This window comes from Roseococcus thiosulfatophilus (assembly GCF_017311575.1).
In the GTDB taxonomy this organism is placed as follows: Bacteria; Pseudomonadota; Alphaproteobacteria; order Acetobacterales; family Acetobacteraceae; genus Roseococcus; species Roseococcus thiosulfatophilus.
Genome location: NZ_JAFFQY010000055.1, coordinates 125,711 through 141,987 on the forward strand (window position 1 = coordinate 125,711; position 16,277 = coordinate 141,987).

Annotated in this window: 17 protein-coding genes and 1 other RNA gene; 8 read left to right on the plus strand and 10 right to left on the minus strand. The window is 71.8% G+C overall.

The genetic code is table 11. The features are described 5' to 3' along the window. Positions 1–38 precede the first annotated feature (38 nt). A complete protein-coding gene (locus JTN19_RS15165; RefSeq protein WP_184382748.1) occupies positions 39–494 on the minus strand; it encodes an Lrp/AsnC family transcriptional regulator in 456 nt (151 codons plus the stop codon). Positions 495–600: 106 nt separating this feature from the next. On the opposite strand from JTN19_RS15165, the gene JTN19_RS15170 reads away from it, so the two are divergent. Genes JTN19_RS15170 through JTN19_RS15180 form a run of 3 tightly spaced genes read left to right on the plus strand, consistent with a single transcriptional unit; the run spans position 601 to position 5,472 of the window. Further along, positions 601–3,942: an indolepyruvate ferredoxin oxidoreductase family protein gene (locus JTN19_RS15170; RefSeq protein WP_206934348.1), complete on the plus strand. Its 3,342-nt coding sequence runs from the start codon at positions 601–603 to the stop codon at positions 3,940–3,942. Then, on the plus strand, positions 3,942–5,078 hold the full coding sequence (locus tag JTN19_RS15175; RefSeq protein ID WP_206934350.1) for an acyl-CoA dehydrogenase family protein: 1,137 nt from the start codon (positions 3,942–3,944) through the stop codon (positions 5,076–5,078). Before JTN19_RS15170 ends, JTN19_RS15175 begins: the two co-directional genes overlap by 1 nt. Before the next feature lie 52 nt (positions 5,079–5,130). Continuing rightward, complete coding sequence (locus tag JTN19_RS15180; RefSeq protein WP_206934352.1) at positions 5,131–5,472, plus strand: hypothetical protein; 342 nt, start codon at positions 5,131–5,133, stop codon at positions 5,470–5,472. Between the two features lie 222 nt (positions 5,473–5,694). On the opposite strand, the gene hisN is transcribed toward JTN19_RS15180, so the two are convergent. Both hisN and JTN19_RS15190 read right to left on the minus strand, forming a co-directional pair. Continuing rightward, complete coding sequence (hisN, locus tag JTN19_RS15185) at positions 5,695–6,477, minus strand: histidinol-phosphatase (RefSeq protein WP_206934553.1); 783 nt, start codon at positions 6,475–6,477, stop codon at positions 5,695–5,697. Beyond that, positions 6,474–7,022, minus strand: coding sequence for a c-type cytochrome (locus JTN19_RS15190; RefSeq protein WP_206934354.1), 549 nt, complete (start codon positions 7,020–7,022; stop codon positions 6,474–6,476). Before JTN19_RS15190 ends, hisN begins: the two co-directional genes overlap by 4 nt. Positions 7,023–7,191: 169 nt before the next feature. On the opposite strand from JTN19_RS15190, the gene JTN19_RS15195 reads away from it, so the two are divergent. Beyond that, complete coding sequence (locus JTN19_RS15195; RefSeq protein ID WP_206934356.1) at positions 7,192–8,040, plus strand: prephenate dehydratase; 849 nt, start codon at positions 7,192–7,194, stop codon at positions 8,038–8,040. An 8-nt stretch (positions 8,041–8,048) separates the two neighbouring features. Here JTN19_RS15195 and JTN19_RS15200 read toward each other — a convergent pair whose 3' ends face one another. Genes JTN19_RS15200 through JTN19_RS20435 form a run of 5 tightly spaced genes read right to left on the minus strand, consistent with a single transcriptional unit; the run spans position 8,049 to position 10,491 of the window. Beyond that, the gene (locus JTN19_RS15200; protein WP_206934358.1) at positions 8,049–8,900 is read right to left on the minus strand and encodes a hypothetical protein; all 852 of its coding nucleotides are present in this window, start codon (positions 8,898–8,900) and stop codon (positions 8,049–8,051) included. 18 nt (positions 8,901–8,918) lie between these two features. Next, positions 8,919–9,200 carry a phosphoribosylamine--glycine ligase gene (locus JTN19_RS15205; protein WP_206934360.1) on the minus strand — a complete coding sequence of 94 codons (282 nt, stop codon included), beginning with the start codon at positions 9,198–9,200 and terminating at the stop codon, positions 8,919–8,921. Further along, on the minus strand, positions 9,197–10,120 hold the full coding sequence (gene nudC, locus JTN19_RS15210) for an NAD(+) diphosphatase (protein ID WP_206934361.1): 924 nt from the start codon (positions 10,118–10,120) through the stop codon (positions 9,197–9,199). Before nudC ends, JTN19_RS15205 begins: the two co-directional genes overlap by 4 nt. A 43-nt stretch (positions 10,121–10,163) precedes the next feature. Beyond that, positions 10,164–10,310, minus strand: a complete 147-nt coding sequence (locus JTN19_RS15215; protein ID WP_206934363.1) for a hypothetical protein — start codon at positions 10,308–10,310, stop codon at positions 10,164–10,166. A 49-nt stretch (positions 10,311–10,359) separates the two neighbouring features. Further along, positions 10,360–10,491: a hypothetical protein gene (locus JTN19_RS20435; protein WP_278008617.1), complete on the minus strand. Its 132-nt coding sequence runs from the start codon at positions 10,489–10,491 to the stop codon at positions 10,360–10,362. A 343-nt stretch (positions 10,492–10,834) separates the two neighbouring features. Between JTN19_RS20435 and ffs the strand changes: the two genes are divergently transcribed. The 4 genes from ffs to recR all read left to right on the plus strand — a co-directional run bounded on the left by ffs (position 10,835) and on the right by recR (position 13,743). Beyond that, positions 10,835–10,931, plus strand: an RNA gene (gene ffs / locus JTN19_RS15220) — signal recognition particle sRNA small type. 21 nt (positions 10,932–10,952) lie between these two features. Next, the gene (locus tag JTN19_RS15225) at positions 10,953–12,833 is read left to right on the plus strand and encodes a DNA polymerase III subunit gamma/tau (protein ID WP_242531176.1); all 1,881 of its coding nucleotides are present in this window, start codon (positions 10,953–10,955) and stop codon (positions 12,831–12,833) included. Continuing rightward, entirely contained in the window at positions 12,834–13,157 is a 324-nt protein-coding gene (locus tag JTN19_RS15230; protein WP_206934366.1) for a YbaB/EbfC family nucleoid-associated protein, read from the plus strand. 4 nt (positions 13,158–13,161) lie between these two features. Next, positions 13,162–13,743, plus strand: a complete 582-nt coding sequence (recR, locus tag JTN19_RS15235) for a recombination mediator RecR (RefSeq protein ID WP_206934368.1) — start codon at positions 13,162–13,164, stop codon at positions 13,741–13,743. 9 nt (positions 13,744–13,752) lie between these two features. Here the strand turns inward: recR and JTN19_RS20225 are convergent, their stop codons facing one another. Together JTN19_RS20225 and JTN19_RS15245 are read right to left on the minus strand one after the other, a co-directional pair. Next, entirely contained in the window at positions 13,753–14,799 is a 1,047-nt protein-coding gene (locus JTN19_RS20225; protein ID WP_206934370.1) for a sulfotransferase family 2 domain-containing protein, read from the minus strand. Between the two features lie 106 nt (positions 14,800–14,905). Further along, positions 14,906–16,234, minus strand: coding sequence for an aspartate aminotransferase family protein (locus JTN19_RS15245; RefSeq protein WP_206934372.1), 1,329 nt, complete (start codon positions 16,232–16,234; stop codon positions 14,906–14,908). Positions 16,235–16,277: the final 43 nt, after the last annotated feature.

The following is a 16,277-nucleotide window of genomic DNA, read 5'->3' on the forward strand; positions in this document are numbered from 1 at the left end:
TTCGTTTGATGCGGCTCTGCCTTCGGTGAAGTTGCACCTCACCCAGGCACCGGCGTGAACACCTGCTTCAGGCACCGTATGCCGAAGGCCGTGCGCGTGTGCCGCACGCCGGGCAGGCGGTAGATCTTCTCGCGCAGCAGGCGTTCATAGCCCGCCGTGCCGCCCACCGCCGCCTTCAGGATGTAGTCATACTCCCCCGTAACCAGCCAGGCCTCGATCACCTCGGGCATGGCGGCGATGGCCTGTTCGAAGTCGCGCAGCTGGGCCTCGTCATGCTTCTCGGTCATCACCTCGATGATGACGGTGTCGGGCAGGCCCAGCGCCGCCTGGTCCAGCTCGGCGCGATAGCCGCGGATCACCCCCGCCTGCTCCAGCTTGCGCACCCGCGCCCAGCAGGGTGAGGGCGAAAGCCCCACCCGTTCGGACAGCTCGGCATTGCTCAGCCGCGCCTCGCCATGCAGGGCGCGGAGAATCCGGCGGTCAATCGCGTCCATGGCAGAAGATCCTTCCGGGATTTCGGCGGCGCACAACAGGATACGGCAGGAAATCTTGCGCGATCCCGCGCAAGCTTCCAAGCTACAAAGCCCCGGGAGGCCTTCCATGAACAGCATCGTGCGCCCCGACATCACGCTCGAGGAACGCTGGGACGCCGCCGGCCGGGAAACCCTGTTGACCGGCACCCAGGCGCTGGTGCGGCTGCCCCTGGTGGTGCGGCAATTGGATGCCGCGGCCGGGCTGGACACCGCGGGCTTCATCAGCGGCTATCGCGGCTCGCCGCTCGGTGGCTTCGACCGGGAATTGGCGAAGCAGCATAAGCGCCTCCAGGCACAGCAGATCCATTTCGAGCCGGGCCTCAATGAGGACCTCGCCGCCACCGCCTGCTGGGGCACGCAGCAGGTGGGGCTCTATCCCAATGCCAAGCACCAGGGCGTCTTCGCCATCTGGTACGGCAAGGGGCCGGGCGTGGACCGCTCGGGCGACGTGCTGCGCCATGCGAATGGCGCGGGCACGGCGCCCTTCGGCGGCGTGCTGGCCCTGGCGGGGGATGACCCGGCCTCCAAATCCTCCACCGTCACCTCGGGCTGCGAATACGCCTTCGCGGACCTCGAAATCCCGCTGCTGGACCCCGCCGATGTGGGCGAGGTGCTGGAATATGGCGTGAAGGGCATCGCCCTTTCGCGCTTCTCCAGCCTCTGGGTCGGCCTCAAATGCGTGGCCGAGACCATGGACGCCACCATGAGCCTCACGGTGGACCCGGCCGCCTTCGCCACCATCGCCCCCGAGATCGCGCTGCCCGAAGGCGGCTTGCACATCCGCCTGAAGGATGCGGCGCTGCCCATCGAGGAGCGTGTGCGCCACCACAAGCTGCCCGCCGCCATCGCCTTCGCCCGCGCCAACAACCTCAACCCCGTGATCTGGAACGCGCCCCATCCGCGCTTCGGGATCGCGGTGCGCGGCAAGGCCTGGTCCACGCTGAAGCAGGCCCTGGCCGATGCCGGCATCACGCCGGACCTCGCGCGGATGATGGGCCTCGTCATCTGGAAGCCGGGCCTGGTCTGGCCGCTGGACGCGCTGGCGGCGCGCGACTTCGCGCGCGGCCTCGACACCATCCTCGTGGTGGAGGACCGCCGCGCCTTCCTGGAGACCCAGCTGCGCGAGGCGCTCTATGACCTCCCCACCCGCCCCGCCCTGCGCGGCAAGGATGTGCTGAGCGACCTGTCCGAACTCGACGCCGCGCAGATCCTCCGCGCCCTGGCCGCCACCCTGCCCGAGGGGCTGCGCACCGAACAGCTCACGGCCCGCATGGCGGAGCTGGACGCGCTGGCGGCGCAGGCCACGGAACCCCTCTCACTGCGCCAGCCCTATTTCTGCCCGGGCTGCCCGCACAACAGCTCGACCAAGGTGCCCGAAGGCAGCCATGCGTTGGCCGGCATCGGCTGCCACTACCTCGCCAAGGACATGAATCGCGAGAGCGACCTCTTCACCCATATGGGCGGCGAGGGCGCGCCCTGGATCGGCCAGCACCGCTTCACCGCAACCCCGCACGTCTTCGCCAATATGGGCGACGGCACCTACGCCCATTCGGGCAGCATGGCCGTGCGCGCCGCCATCGCGGCCAAGGCGACCATGACCTACAAGATCCTGGTGAACTCCGCCGTCGCCATGACGGGCGGCCAGGCGCCGGAGGGCGAGGTGACCGTCCCCCGCATCGCCGCCCAGATGGTGGCGGAAGGTGCGGCCGCCGTCGTGATCGTGGGCGACGACCCCGATCGTCACCGCGGCGACCCGCTGATCCCCCGCAGCGTCACCTTCCACCCGCGCGCCGAACTCGACGCCGTGCAGCGCCGCCTGCGCGAGACGCCGGGTGTCACGGTCCTGATCTACGACCAGCAATGCGCCACCGAACGCCGGCGGCTTCGCAAGCGCAACCTCGCCGTGAAGGCCACCAAGCGCGCCGTCATCAACCCCCGCGTCTGCGAGGATTGCGGCGATTGCTCGCGCGTCTCCAACTGCATCGCGGTGGAACCCATCGAGACGGAATGGGGCCGCAAGCGCCGCATTGACCAGTCCGGCTGCAACCAGGATTTTTCCTGCGTGGACGGCTTCTGCCCCTCCTTCCTCACGCTGGAGGGCGCCGAGCCCGCGAAGCCCCCCGCCCCCATGCTGGAGGGCGAACCACCGGAGCCCAGCCTCCCCGAACCCCGCCGCGGCGAGGCCTGGAACCTGCTGCTGGCGGGCGTCGGCGGCCAGGGCGTCACGGCGCTCTCCGCCATCCTCGCCATGGCGGCCCACATCGAGGGCCGTCCGGTGCGGACGCTGGACATGCTGGGCCTCGCGCAGAAGGGGGGCGGCGTCTATGCCCAGCTTCGCATTGGGCAGCCCGGCGGCAGCGTGGCCAACCCGCGCATCGGCCAGGGCCAGGCCGATGCCGTCATCGCCGCCGACCTCGTGGGCGCGCATGGCAAGGTGGCGCGCCCGCTGCTGGGCCCCGGCCGGACCCGCGTGGTGGTCAGCGCCAATGTCTCGCCCACCGGCCGCTTCGTGCTGGACCCCGAGACGCGCGAGGACGCGCCCGCCATGCTGGAAAGCGTCCGCGCGGTGGCGCGCGAGGTGGTGGCGCTGGACGGCGCCCGCATCGTGGAGCGTGATTTCGGCGACCTCATCTTCCTCAACATCTGGCTGCTGGGTGCGGCCTGGCAGCGCGGCCTGGTGCCCATGGGGCGCGAGGCGCTGCGCCAGGCCATCACGCTGAACGGCGCGGCGGTGGAGCGGAACCTCACCGCCTTCGAGGCCGGCCGCCGCGCCGCCGAGGCCGCCCCCCGCACGCCGGAAAGCCTGGAGAGCCTCATCGCCCGCCGCGTGGCGGACCTGACCGACTACCAGTCGGCCCGCTATGCCCGCGCCTATGCGGATTTCGTGGCGCGCGTGCGCGAGGCGGAAGGCAGCGTGATCCCGGGCGAGGAACGGCTCTCCCGCGCCGTCGCCACGCAGCTCTATCGCCTCATGGCCTACAAGGATGAGTACGAGGTGGCGCGCCTGCACGCCGACCCGCAATGGCAGGCGGAACTGTCGCGCCGCTTCACCGGCACCACCCGCGTGAACATGCATCTGGCGCCGCCGCTGCTCTCCAAGGGCGAACGCCCCGCCAAGCGCGAATTCGGCCCCTGGATGCTGCGCGCCATGGGGCTGCTGCGCCACGGCAAGGCGCTGCGCGGCACCCTGCTGGACCCCTTCGGCCGCAGCGCGGAACGCCGGATGGAACGCGCGCTCATCGCGGAGTATCGTGCGGGCATCGAGCGCGCCTTGGCGCAACTGACGCCGGCCCACCACGCCCGCGCCTGCGACTGGGCCGAGGCGGCGGCCGGCATCAAGGGCTTCGGCCCCATCAAGGCCGCGAATGTGGAGAAGGTCCGCGCCCGCTGGGCCGAACTGGAGGCCTGATGTTCGACCTGCCCGAGGCCACGCGCGAACTCCGCGCCACCGCGCTGGACTTCGCCCGCGAGCGCATCGCCCCGAACGCGCAAGCCTGGGACGAGGCGCGGCATTTCCCGGTGGAGGTGCTGCGGGAAGCGGCCGGCCTCGGCATGGCCGGGCTCTATGTGCGCGAGGAGAGCGGTGGCGCCGGCCTCACGCGCCTCGACGCCGCCGTGGTCTTCGAGGCGCTGGCCACCGGCTGCCCCACGACCAGCGCCTTTCTTTCCATTCACAACATGGTCGCCTGGATGCTGGACCGCTGGGGCAGTGACGCCCAGCGCGCCGAATGGCTGCCCGCGCTGCTGACCATGGAGAAGGTGGCCAGCTACTGCCTGACCGAGCCCGGCTCCGGCAGCGACGCCGCGGCACTCTCCACCCGCGCCGCGCGCGACAATGAGGGCTATGTGCTGAACGGCACCAAGCAGTTCATCAGCGGGGCAGGTGCCGCGGACCTCTACCTCACCATGGTCCGCACCGGCGGTGCTGGCGCGGATGGCGTGTCCGCCCTGCTGATCCCGGCCGGCACCCCCGGCCTTTCCTTCGGGGCCAACGAGAAGAAGATGGGCTGGAATGCCCAGCCCACCCGGCAGGTCATCCTGGAGGATGCCCGCGTCCCCGCCGCCGCCCTGCTGGGCGAGGAAGGCCAGGGCTTCCGCTACGCCATGGCGGGGCTCGATGGCGGGCGGCTCAACATCGCCGCCTGTTCGCTGGGCGGTGCGCAGGCGGCGCTGGACATCGCGCTGGCCTATGTGAACGAGCGCCGCGCCTTCGGCCGCCCCATCGCAGATTTCCAGGCCACCCAGTTCAAGCTGGCCGACATGGCAACCGAGCTGGAGGCGGCCCGCACCCTGCTCTGGCGCGCCTGCGCCAAGCTGGACGAAAAGGCGCCCGATGCCGGCGCCTTCTGCGCCATGGCCAAGCGCTTCGTCACCGACACGGGCCACCGCGTGGCCGACGACGCGCTGCAATTGCTGGGCGGCTACGGGTATCTCGCCGACTACGGCATCGAGAAGATCGTGCGCGACCTGCGGGTGCACCGCATCCTGGAGGGCACGAACGAGATCATGCGCGTCATCATCGCCCGCAACCTGCTGCGGGGCTGATCCGCGCGGAATTCGCTTGCCCCCGATTGCCCCGCGGCGCTACCTCGCCAACATGCGTAGCTTCGTGGTGGCGCTGGCCGCCCTCGCCCTTCCTGCCCTGCCCGCCGCCGCGCAGCCCGCGCTGGTGATCCCGCCTGGCGAACAGGTGGTGGTGCCGCCGCGCGGCGCCCCCGTCGTCTCCCGCCCCCGCCCCGTGCTGCCGCCGGCCGGCGCGCCCCGAGCGACGGTCACGGCGCCGGCGCAGGCCGCACCGCCGGCGCTCGGCACCTTCACGGGCGGCTCGGGGCTGACGGCGCCGGCGCTGATCGTGCCCCTGGCCGCGCTGGGCGCCATCGCGGCGGGCAGCCTGCCCGGCGGCGGCGGCGGCACCACGGCCCCGGCACGCACGCGCTGAAGCATCCATCCCGCGGCTGATTCACGCCTTCGGTGTTCCACCGAAGACGATCAGACGCCCATGCCGAGCGGCTGATTCACGCCTTCGGTGTTCCACCGAAGACGATCAGACGCCCATGCCGCGCGGCTGATTCACGTCTCCAGTGTTCCACCGAAGACGATCAGACGCCCATGCCGCGCGGCTGATTCACGTCTCCGGTGTTCCACCGAAGACGACCAGACGCTAACCGCCCAACAGCCCCACGATCTCCGGCAGCAGCGCAGCATCGCCCACGGCGATCACCTCGCCGGGGCTGTCCAGCGTGAGCGCGCTTCCCCGCCAATCGGTCATGCGGCCGCCGGCGCCTTCCACGACGGGAACCAGCGCCGCCCAGTCCCAGGGCTTCAGCGTGGCCTCGACCACCGCATCCACCAGGCCCAGCGCCACCAACCCGTAGGCATAGCAATCCCCGCCCCAGGTCACGCGGCGGGCCGCCTGGCGCACGCGCTCGAAGCCCGGGCGCTGCGCGTCGTCGAAGATGTCGGGGGAGGTGACGGCCAGTTCCGCCTCGGCGAGGCGCGGGCAAGGGCGCACTTGCGCGATCCCACCCAGGCGTGAGGTGAAGCGCGTGCCCTCGCCCGCCACGCCGACCCAGCGCTCACCCGTCACGGGCTGGTCAATGAGGCCCAGCACGGGCACGCCCCGGTGCAGCAGGCCGATCAGCGTGCCGAAGAGGGGCCGCCCGGTCAGGAAGGCGCGGGTGCCGTCAATCGGGTCCAGCACCCAGAGGTATTCGGCGTCGCCACGCTCGGTGCCGTATTCCTCGCCCATGATGCCATGGGCGGGGAAGCGTTCGGTCAGGAAGGTGCGCAGCGCGCGTTCGGCGGCGCGGTCGGCCTCGGTCACCGGCGAGGCATCGCCCTTCGCCTCCACCAGCAGGGCGGAGCGGAACAGCGGGCGAATGGCCTCCCCCGCCAGGTCCGCCGCCGCCTCCGCCGCGGCGACGAGCGCCGGATCGAGGCTCAGGGCAGCGGCACCGGGTCGTTGGACAGGCTGCGGAGGTAGACGATGATGTCCGCCCGCTGCTGCGCGCTGGCGATGCCGGCGAAGGCCATGCGCGTGCCGGGCATGGCGCGCGCCGGCGCGGCGATGAATTCGTTGAGCGCCTCGAAGTCCCAGGGCTTGTCGGCCAGGGCGCGGTTGGCGGCGCTGTAGTTGAAGCCCTCCACGCGCGCATGGTTGGCGCCCACGATGCCCCAGAGGTTCGGGCCCACGCCATTGCGCCCGCCCTCGTTGAAGCTGTGGCAGGCGGCGCAGGCGCGGCGGGCGGCGGCGGCGCCGTTCTCGGCGCTGGCGGCGGCCAGCAGCGGCCCGATCGGCTCGATGGCGGGGGCCGCGGGCGCGGCGGCCGCGGCGGCGGGCGCGGCGGCCGCCGGGTCGCGGCCCAGGCTGATCGCCGGTTCGGCCAGGCGCTTGGGGTGGATCAGCACCTCGGCCATGATGCCCGCGCCCATGAAGGCCACACCCGCGGTCAGCACGGCCGCGGCGATCTTGTTGAACTCAAGGCTCATGCCGAGCTCACCCTTCCTCGTTCCCGGCGGCCGTTGCGCGGGTTTGCGCGAAGGCCAGCCCTGACTTATGCGTTCGGGACCACATAGCTGCCACCCGCCGCCGCATCAACCGCCCACGGCACGGGTTTCGTCACCGGAACGCCCGCAACCCCACCTTGAACACGAGATCATGAGCCAGACCATCGCCTTCCAGGGTGTCCCCGGCGCCTATTCGGACCTCGCCTGCCGCCAGGCCTATCCCGGCTGGACCACCCTGCCCTGCCCGAGCTTCGAGGCCGCCATGGCCGCGGTGCGGGAGGGCCACGCCCAGCTGGCCATGCTGCCCTGCGAGAACTCGCTGGCCGGCCGCGTGCCCGACATCCACCGCCTGCTGCCCGAATCCGGCCTCTCCGTGGTGGGTGAGCATTTCGAGCGCGTGGAGCACTGCCTGCTGGCCCGCCCCGGCGTCACGCTGGCCACCATCCGCCGCGCGCACAGCCACCCGATGGCGCTGGGGCAGGTGCTGAAGGTGATGAAGGAGCTGAACCTCACCCCCGTCATCCAGGCCGACACGGCCGGGGCCGCGGAACTCATCGCGCGCGAGGGCACGGAGGAGGATGCCGCGGTGGCCAGCGAACTGGCGGCCGAGGTCTATGGCCTCGACATCCTGCGCCGCAATGTCGAGGACGCCGCGCACAACACCACCCGCTTCTACGTGATGGCGCGCGAGCGCCAGATGCCCGCGCTCGGCACCCCGCACACGCTGACCACCTTCGTCTTCCGGGTGCGGAACATGCCGGCCGCGCTCTACAAGGCGCTGGGCGGCTTCGCCACCAACGGCGTGAACATGACGAAGCTGGAGAGCTACATGCTGGACGGCGCCTTCACCGCCACCCAGTTCCTCTGCGACGTGGACGGCCACCCGGACGACCCCGCCCTCTTCCGCGCCTTCGAGGAACTGCGCTTCTTCTCGCGCGAGGTGAAGGTGCTGGGCTGCTACACGGCGCACCCGTTCCGGGTGGCGCATGAGGGGCGGTAGGGCCGGCCTTACCTGAGCCTGAGGCACCGCCCCAACGCCTGCCGCAGCGCCGCCTCCGCGCCGCCCATGCCCAGCGCGCCCTGGGGCATGCCGTCCACGGCCAGTTCCACCGGCGTCGCGGCCTGGGCCAGCAGGCGTGCCACCTCGGGCGCGCCATGCACATCGGCGCGCCACAGCGCCTCCAGGGGCGAGTGGCGCAGGAAGCTCACCTGCAGGCGCTGCCCGCCCGTCTCCAGCGTGATGTCCACGCGCGGCGGCATGGGGCCCATGAAGGCGGCTTCCGCCACCGGGTTCAGCGGCCCGTCGCAATAGAGGTTCAGCCCCCGCACCATGCCGAGCGGCGGGCTGGCCGCCGTGGCGCGCGGCGACGCCTCCAGCCGCCAGGCGGGGCCGGTGGCCACCGGCGTGGCGGCGACGGCCGGCGCGGGCGGCATGGGGACGGCGGCGAAGAGGTTGCCATCCCAGGCCAGCGCCTCATGCCCGAACACCAGCACGTCCCGGTCGGCCCCGGGGCGGATGTCCACCCCCTCCGCGAAGCGTTCCAGCACGCGGCGATAGCCGCCCGGGAAGCTCACGATCACATGCACCGGGCATTCACGCCCCCGGCAGAAAGCCCCCGTGGCCCCCGGGCAGGTCATGGCCGAGACGTCCACCACATAGTCCGGCCGCCCATCGGGCGTCAGGTTGGCCAGGCGGAGGAAGTTCGGCCCGAAGCTCGGCGCCTGGCCCGACCGGGCCCGGCAGCCGGCGCTCAATTCGCGGCGGATCTGGCCGATCTCGGCCGGTTCGGCCGGGGTGGGCTGGGCCAATGCGGGGGGCGCCAGCAGCAGCGCGGCCAGGAGAAACGCACGGAATCCCATGGCCGGCGCCGCCCCGCTTCAGGGCCGCAGCCGCTCGACCCCGCCCGGCGCGGGCAGGTTCCGGCGGCGCAGGCAGTCGCTGTAGGCCTGGGCCAGGGCCTCCTGCCGCGCGATCTGGGCGCGGCGGCTCGGGCCATAGGCGGCGGGGCCGGCCTGGGCGCCCGAGGCGCGCACCGCCGGCGCGGCCTCGGCCTCGGCGCGGCATTCGGCATTGGTCATAGGGGCGCCGCCGCGCAGGGGCTCGTCCGGCTGGGCGCAGGCGGCCAGCAGGAACAGCAGCAGGAAGGGCGCATACCTCATGCCGACATCCAGTCCTCGATCAGGCGGCGCGCGATGGAATCGGCGCGCGGCAGGGAAAATCCGTGGGAAGAGGGGTCGCGGATCTGGTCGCGGGTGAACCAGCGCGCATCCTGCAATTCCTCGTCGTCGAGCGTGATGTCGTCGCTCAGCCCCTCGGCGTGGAAGCCGATCATGATGGAGGAGGGGAAGGGCCAGGGCTGCGAGGAATGATAGGTCACGTCGCCCACCTCCACGCCCGTCTCCTCCATCACCTCGCGGCGCACCGCCTCCTCGAAGCTTTCGCCGGGTTCCACGAAGCCCGCCAGCGTCGAATACATCACGCTGTTGGGGAAGCGGCGCGAATGGCCCAGCAGGCAGGCATCGCCGCGCACCACCAGCATGATGACGGCCGGGTCGGTGCGGGGGAAATGCTGGGCGCCGCAGGCGGTGCAGACCATGGCGTGGCCCGCGCTGCGCGCATCGCACACGCCGCCGCACACGCCGCAGAAACGGTGCTTCACACGCCAATGCATCATGCCGCGGGCATGGGCCAGCACGCTCGCCTCGCCGGGCGGCAGCAGGCCGGCGACGGCGCGCAGGTCGGTGAAGGCGCCCATCTCGGGCGGCAGCAGGGGCAGGGGGTCATCGGCGGTGGAGCAGTCCACCGCGAAGACAGGGCGCTTTTCCCACAGGCCGAGGAAGGCCCAGGGGCCGCCCGCCATCCGCACCGCCTCGGCGCCGGGGCGGGAGAGCAGCACGGCCTCCGGCCGCCCCTCCTCCACGCCGCGCATCAGGTTGCGGGCGCGCCAGACCGGCACGAAAAGGGTGGCGTCATCGGCCAGCGCGGCCTCGATGAAGGCCGGGTCGTCGCGCAGCTTGCCCGCGCGGTCGAGCGGGCTGCCGGTGTAGGCGTTGGCGCGTTGGGCGGGAATGGCGAGCATGGAGCGACACTAGGCCGCCCCCGCACGCCCGCCAACTGTCAGGTCAGACCAGCATCCAGGCTACGGCGAAGCCAATCACCACCAGCACGAGGCTCGTGATCAGAATGCCGCGCACACGGCCGTGGCCGATGATGCGGCCTTGCCGCGCCTCCTGGCCGCTCAGGTTCCGGTTGGGATCGAGGTCGCTCATGTCGGGTCTCCCTATGCGGCGGCGGGCAACCCCGCGGCCTCGCGCCTGTTCAGGCCATCAGCCTTGCCAGCACGAAGCCGAGCACGACCAGAATCAGGCTGGCCAACAGCACCCAGCGCATCACCCCCAAGGTCTTGCCCTGCCGGGCTTCCTGGGCGTTGAGGTTCTTGTCAGGGTCCATCTTTTCCATAACGGGCCAACGCGAAACACGCCCCCTGGTTGCGCGCCCGTCCGCCGATGAGGAGTGCCGCGGGGAGGGCGCCGCCCTCCCCGCACCCCTCCCGCCGAGGGCCCAGGCCCTCGGAACCCGTTTGGCTTTTTGAATGGGGATTTGGAGGGAGGGGCGTCACCGGTGCGCCCGTTGCATGCGCACGCCATGCCCCTCCCTCCAAATCCCCACTGAAGCGAAAGGGGGTCAGGGGCCCATGGCCCCTGGCGGGGGCGCGGGGGCGGCAGCCCCCGCCCGGCGCATCCTTCACCGGGGGCGGGTGCCAAAGCGGGGTTCGCGTGCTATATGTCGTCGCGGAAGGTCGGTGCGGACGGGCTCCTCGCCAACCCGGTCAGGTCCGGAAGGAAGCAGCCGTAACGGGTTCTTGCCCGGGTCGTGTCCGGCCTTCCACCGTCTTTTCGCCACCAGGACCCATGCCCAGCGATCTCGAGCGCGACATGAGCCCGGCGGAGGCCGAAGCCGGCCTCCCTGAGCCCCCCCCGCCCGAGGGCCCTGGCCTGTTCGGCCTGGAGGAGGTGCCTGTGGCGGCCCCCCTCGCCCCGGCCGCCGCCAAGCCCACGCCGTATCGCGTGCTGGCCCGGAAGTATCGCCCTCAGGCGCTGGATGATCTGATCGGCCAGGAGGCCCTGGTCCGCACGCTGCGCAATGCCTTCGCGCGCGGCCGCGTGCACCACGCCTTCCTGATGACGGGCGTGCGCGGCGTGGGAAAGACCACCACCGCCCGCATCATCGCCCGCGCGCTGAACTGCGTGGGCGTGGACGGAAAGGGCGGCCCCACGGCCGACCCCTGCGGCGTCTGCCCCGAATGCGTGGCGATTCTCGCCGACCGCCACCCCGACGTGATCGAGATGGACGCGGCCAGCAACCGCGGCATTGATGACGTGCGGGAACTGCGCGAGGCGCTGCGCTTCCGCCCCGCCCAGGGCCGCCAGAAGGTGTTTATCCTCGACGAGGTCCACATGCTGACGGAGCAGGCCTTCAACGCCCTGCTCAAGTCGCTGGAGGAACCGCCGCCCGCCATCACCTTCATCCTGGCCACGACGGAATTGCGGAAGGTGCCCATCACCATCCGCAGCCGCTGCCAGACCTTCGCGCTGAAGCGCGTGCCCGAGGATCGGCTGCGTGCCCATTTCGCCCGCATCGCCGGGCTGGAGGGCAGCGCGGCCGAGGATTCGGCGCTGGCCCTGCTGGCCCGCGCGGCGGATGGCTCGGTGCGCGACGGCTTGTCGCTGCTGGACCAGGCCATCGCGCTCGCCGGCGATGGCGGCCAGGTCACGGCCGAGAGCGTGCGCGACATGCTGGGCCTGGCCGATCGCGGCCTGGTGCTGGACATCCTGGAAGCCGTGCTGCGCGGCGACCTGCCGCCCGCGCTGGCCCGCATGGCCGAGGCGCATGAGCGCGGCGCGGACGCCGCGAACATTCTCTCCGACATGCTGGAGCAGCTGCATATCCTGACCCGCTTCGCCGCCATCCCCGCCCTGCGCGAGGACCAGGGCCTGCCGGAGAATGAGCGCGTGCGCGGCGCGGCCCTGGCGGCCAGCCTCTCCGTCCCCGCTTTGGCCCGCGCCTGGCAGATGCTGCTGAAGGGGCTGGAGGAGGTGCAGCAGGCCCCCGACCGCCGCGCGGCGGCCGAGATGGTGCTGATCCGCCTCGCCCATGTGGCCGACATGCCCACGCCGGGCGACATATTGAAGCGCCTCGAATCGGGCGGAACGGTGCCGGCGGCAAGTGGCGCGCCCGCGCCCACCCATGGCGGCGGCGGGCTGCGCGCGGTGGCCGGCGGCGGGCCGATCATGGCGGCCGCGTCCCCTGCCCCGGCTCCGCTGCCCCAGCCCTCGGCCTGGCGCGAGGTGGTGGCGCTGGCAAGCGGCACCCACCCCCTGCTGCACGCGCATCTGCTGCACGACGTCCACCCGGTGCGGGTCGCGCGCGGGCAGGTCGAGATGCGCGTGCGCCCCCAGGCCCCGCGCGACCTCGCCGCCCAGCTCACCCGCATGCTGGAGGAGAAGACCGGCGCGCGCTGGACCATCGCGCTGTCCAACGCGCCCGGCGAACCCACGCTGGCCGAGCAATCCCAGGCCGCCGAGCAGGACCGCCGCGCCGCCGCGGCCACCCACCCGCTGGTGGTGGCCATCCTGACCGCCTTTCCGGGGGCCACGCTGGACGCCGTGCGCGACGCGAACCTGGACGCCTATGGCCTCGCCCCCGTGGCGCCGGTCGAGGAGGAGCTGCCCGAATTCGCGCCCCCCGACGCCGAACCCGCCTATGACGACGAATTCCCCGAGGAGGATTGAGTGAAGAATCTTGGCAACATGCTGAAGCAGGCCCAGCAGATGCAGACCCGCATGGCGGAGATGCAGGCGAAGCTGGAATCCACCGAGGTCGAGGGCCAGGCCGGCGCCGGCATGGTGAAGGTGAAGCTGACCGGCAAGGGCGACCTGCGCCGCGTCACCATCGACCCCTCGCTGATGACCGCCGAGGACCGCGAGGTGCTGGAGGACCTGCTGGTGGCCGCCCATGCCGATGCCAAGCAGAAGGTCGAGGCCACCATGGCCGAGGAAATGCAGAAGGCCACCGCCGGCATGGGCCTGCCGCCCGGGCTGAAGCTGCCCTTCTGACCACTTGGACCCCGTCGAGCACCTGATTGCGCTGCTCTCGCGCCTTCCCGGCCTTGGCCGGCGCAGCGCGCGGCGGGCGGCCCTGCGCATGCTGGCGGACCCGCAGGCGCTGATGCTGCCGCTGTCCGACGCGCTGCGCGCGGCGGCCGAGGCCGTCACCCCCTGCCGCATCTGCGGCAATCTCGACGCCGCCGATCCCTGCCGCATCTGCACCAACCCGGAGCGTGACCAGGGCCTCGTCTGCGTGGTGGAGGGTGTCGCGGACCTCTGGGCGCTGGAACGCGCGCACGCGCACCCGGGCGTCTATCACGTGCTGGGCGGCACGCTCTCGGCGCTGTCAGGCACGGGGCCGGAGGAACTGCGAATCGCCCCCCTGCTGCGCCGCGCGGAGGATGACCAGGTGCGCGAGGTGATCCTGGCCCTGCCCGCCACGGTGGAAGGCGCCAGCACCGCGCATTACCTCCAGGACCGGCTGGCGGGCGCGCCCGTCACGGTGACAAGGCTCGCGCAGGGCGTGCCCATCGGCGGCAGCCTCGATGCGCTGGATGACGGCACGCTGGCCGCGGCATTGCGGGCGCGGCGATAGGGAAAGCCGCTAGGCCTGCGGCTCCTTCTTCCGGCGGGCCGGGGGGCTGCGCGTGGGCACCGTGACCCGGACAGGACCCATGGCCTCATAGAACGCGATCTCGGCCGCGTTGCGCCGGCGCAGCTCCTCGGCCACCTGGGCGAAGTCGGGCTGCCTGGCCCCGCTTTCCATGCCCTTGGGCATGCGCTTCACATTCGTCGTGATCAGTTCGGAGCAGCGCTTCAGCCCCGTCACGTTCTCCACCGTCTCGATGAAGCGCGGCAGCTCGTCGAAACGGCCGAGGACATAGCTGTTCAGGCTCATCATCCGGCGGATGCCGCGCTCCTCCACCGTGCCGAAGAGCTGGCGCAGCTGGTAGTTCTCCAGCTGGTGGGCGAATTCCGGGAACTCGGCCAAGGCGCGGGCGAAGCTCACATCCCGCAGGCGCGGGTGCAGCGGGTGGTCGGCGCGGGAACGCACATGGTCGTAGAAGGAGACCGCCCGCGACACCGGCTCCCGCAGCACCGACAGCAGCACCTTGCGCCGCGGCGCGCGCTGCACCAGCGGGTGGTTCACCGAGAAATGCCCGCAGACCAGCAGCTTGCTTTGCAGCAATTGCGTGTCCTTGGCCAGGCGCTGGGCGAGCTGCGCCTCGCCCCCCGCCTCGGCCAGGAGCAGGTGGTAGAACTGCACGAAGGGGTGGAACATGTCGCCGAGCAGCTTCCACATCGCCGTTCCCGCCGTCTTCGGGATGTGGAGGAAATAGTAGATCGGCACCGCGTCCAGCGCCCGGCCGCGCGGCATGGTGTGGGTGCCGGCCGGCGGCGGGGGCGGCAGGGCGCCCACCAGCCCCGCGGCGTCGCGCATGCGGATGCGGAATTCCTGGCTCTGCATGAGGAACCAGCCGAACTGCTCGACCGTGCGGCCGGAATTCAGGTGGGCCTCCATCACCTCCGGCCGCTCGGGCGGGCGGCCCAGCAGCAGCCTGTATCCCAGCTCGACCTGCTCGGGCGTCAGGCGCCGGGTCGCGGGGCCGGCATCGGCGGCCGGCGGGGAGGATGGCGGGGCATCAGTCACGGGGCGGGCACAAGGGCACGGGTGAGGCGGCGCGCGCCTCCACAGACATCATCATACCGCGCCTTTCATGCGATTTCAGGGTGAAAGTCCAGCCTTCACGCGCGGTTCAGCCGCCCAGGGCCTCGCGCAGCGCGGCGGCGAAGCGGTCAAGAATCATCTCCATTTCCGCCTCGGTCACGTTGTAGGGGGGTGCGAGGATAACGTGGTCCCCCTGGCGGCCATCAATGGTGCCGCCCATGGGATAGCAGCCCAGGCCGCGCGCATAGGCCGCCTGCTTCACGCGCTCATTCATCCGCAGGGAAGGGTCGAAGACGGCCTTGCTGGCGCGGTCGGCCACCAGTTCCACCGCCCAGAACAGGCCGCGGCCGCGGATGTCGCCCACATGGGCGTGGTTGCCCAGGCGCTCCGTCAGGCCCTGTTCCAGACGCGCGCCCATGATCTGGACGTTCGCCAGCAGGTTCTCGGCGCGGATCACCTCCTGCACCGCGACGGCCGCGGCACAGGCGAGCGGATGCGCCTGGTAGGTGTGGCCGTGCATGAAGCCGCCCGAACCATCCCGCAGCGGCGCCAGCACGCGGTCATTGACCAGGATGCCGCCGATGGGCTGGTAGCCGCCGCCCAGCCCCTTGGCGATGACCTGGATGTCGGGCGCCACGCCCTCCGCCTCCCAGGCATGCTGGGTGCCGGTGCGGCCCATGCCGGACATGACCTCGTCCAGGATCAGCAGGGCGCCGTGGCGGTCGCAGACCTCGCGCATCTTTTCGAAGTAGCCCGGCAGGGCCGTCACGCAGCCGAGTGTCGCGCCCACCACCGTCTCCGCGCAGAAGGCGATGACCGTGTCGGGACCGAGGCGCTGGAACTCGGCTTCGAGCTCATCGGCCAGGCGCTGCACGTAGTCGGCGTCGCTCTCGTCATCGCGCCGGTCGCGATAGGCGTAGCAGGGCGAGACATGATGGAAGGCGTCGCTGAGGATGGGCAGGTAGGTGGCGCGCCGCATCATGTTGCCGCCGGCCGCCAGCGCGCCCAGCGTGTTGCCGTGATAGCTCTGCCGGCGCGCGATGAAGTGGCGGCGCTGGGGCTGCCCCGCCTCCACGAAATGCTGCCGCGCCATCTTGAGCGCGGCCTCCATCCCCTCGCTGCCGGAGGAGCAGAAATAGGCGTGCGTCAGCCCGCCCGGCGCATGGCCCACCAGCATGTCGGCCAGCTGTTCCGCGCTCTCGCAGGAGAACAGCGCCGTGTGCGCGTAGGTGAGCTGTTCCAGCTGCGCGCGCATGGCCGCCAGCACATGCGGGTGGCCATGGCCGAGGCAGGCCACGGCCGCGCCCCCGCTCGCATCCATCACGGCATGTCCGCCCTTCTCGCGCAGCCAGATGCCCTGGCCGGAGATGGCGATGGGGGGTGCGGCGCGCAGGCTGCGATGGACGAGGTGGGTCATGGGCGGGAAGCGTAGCGTCGGATCATCTTCGGTGGAATCACCG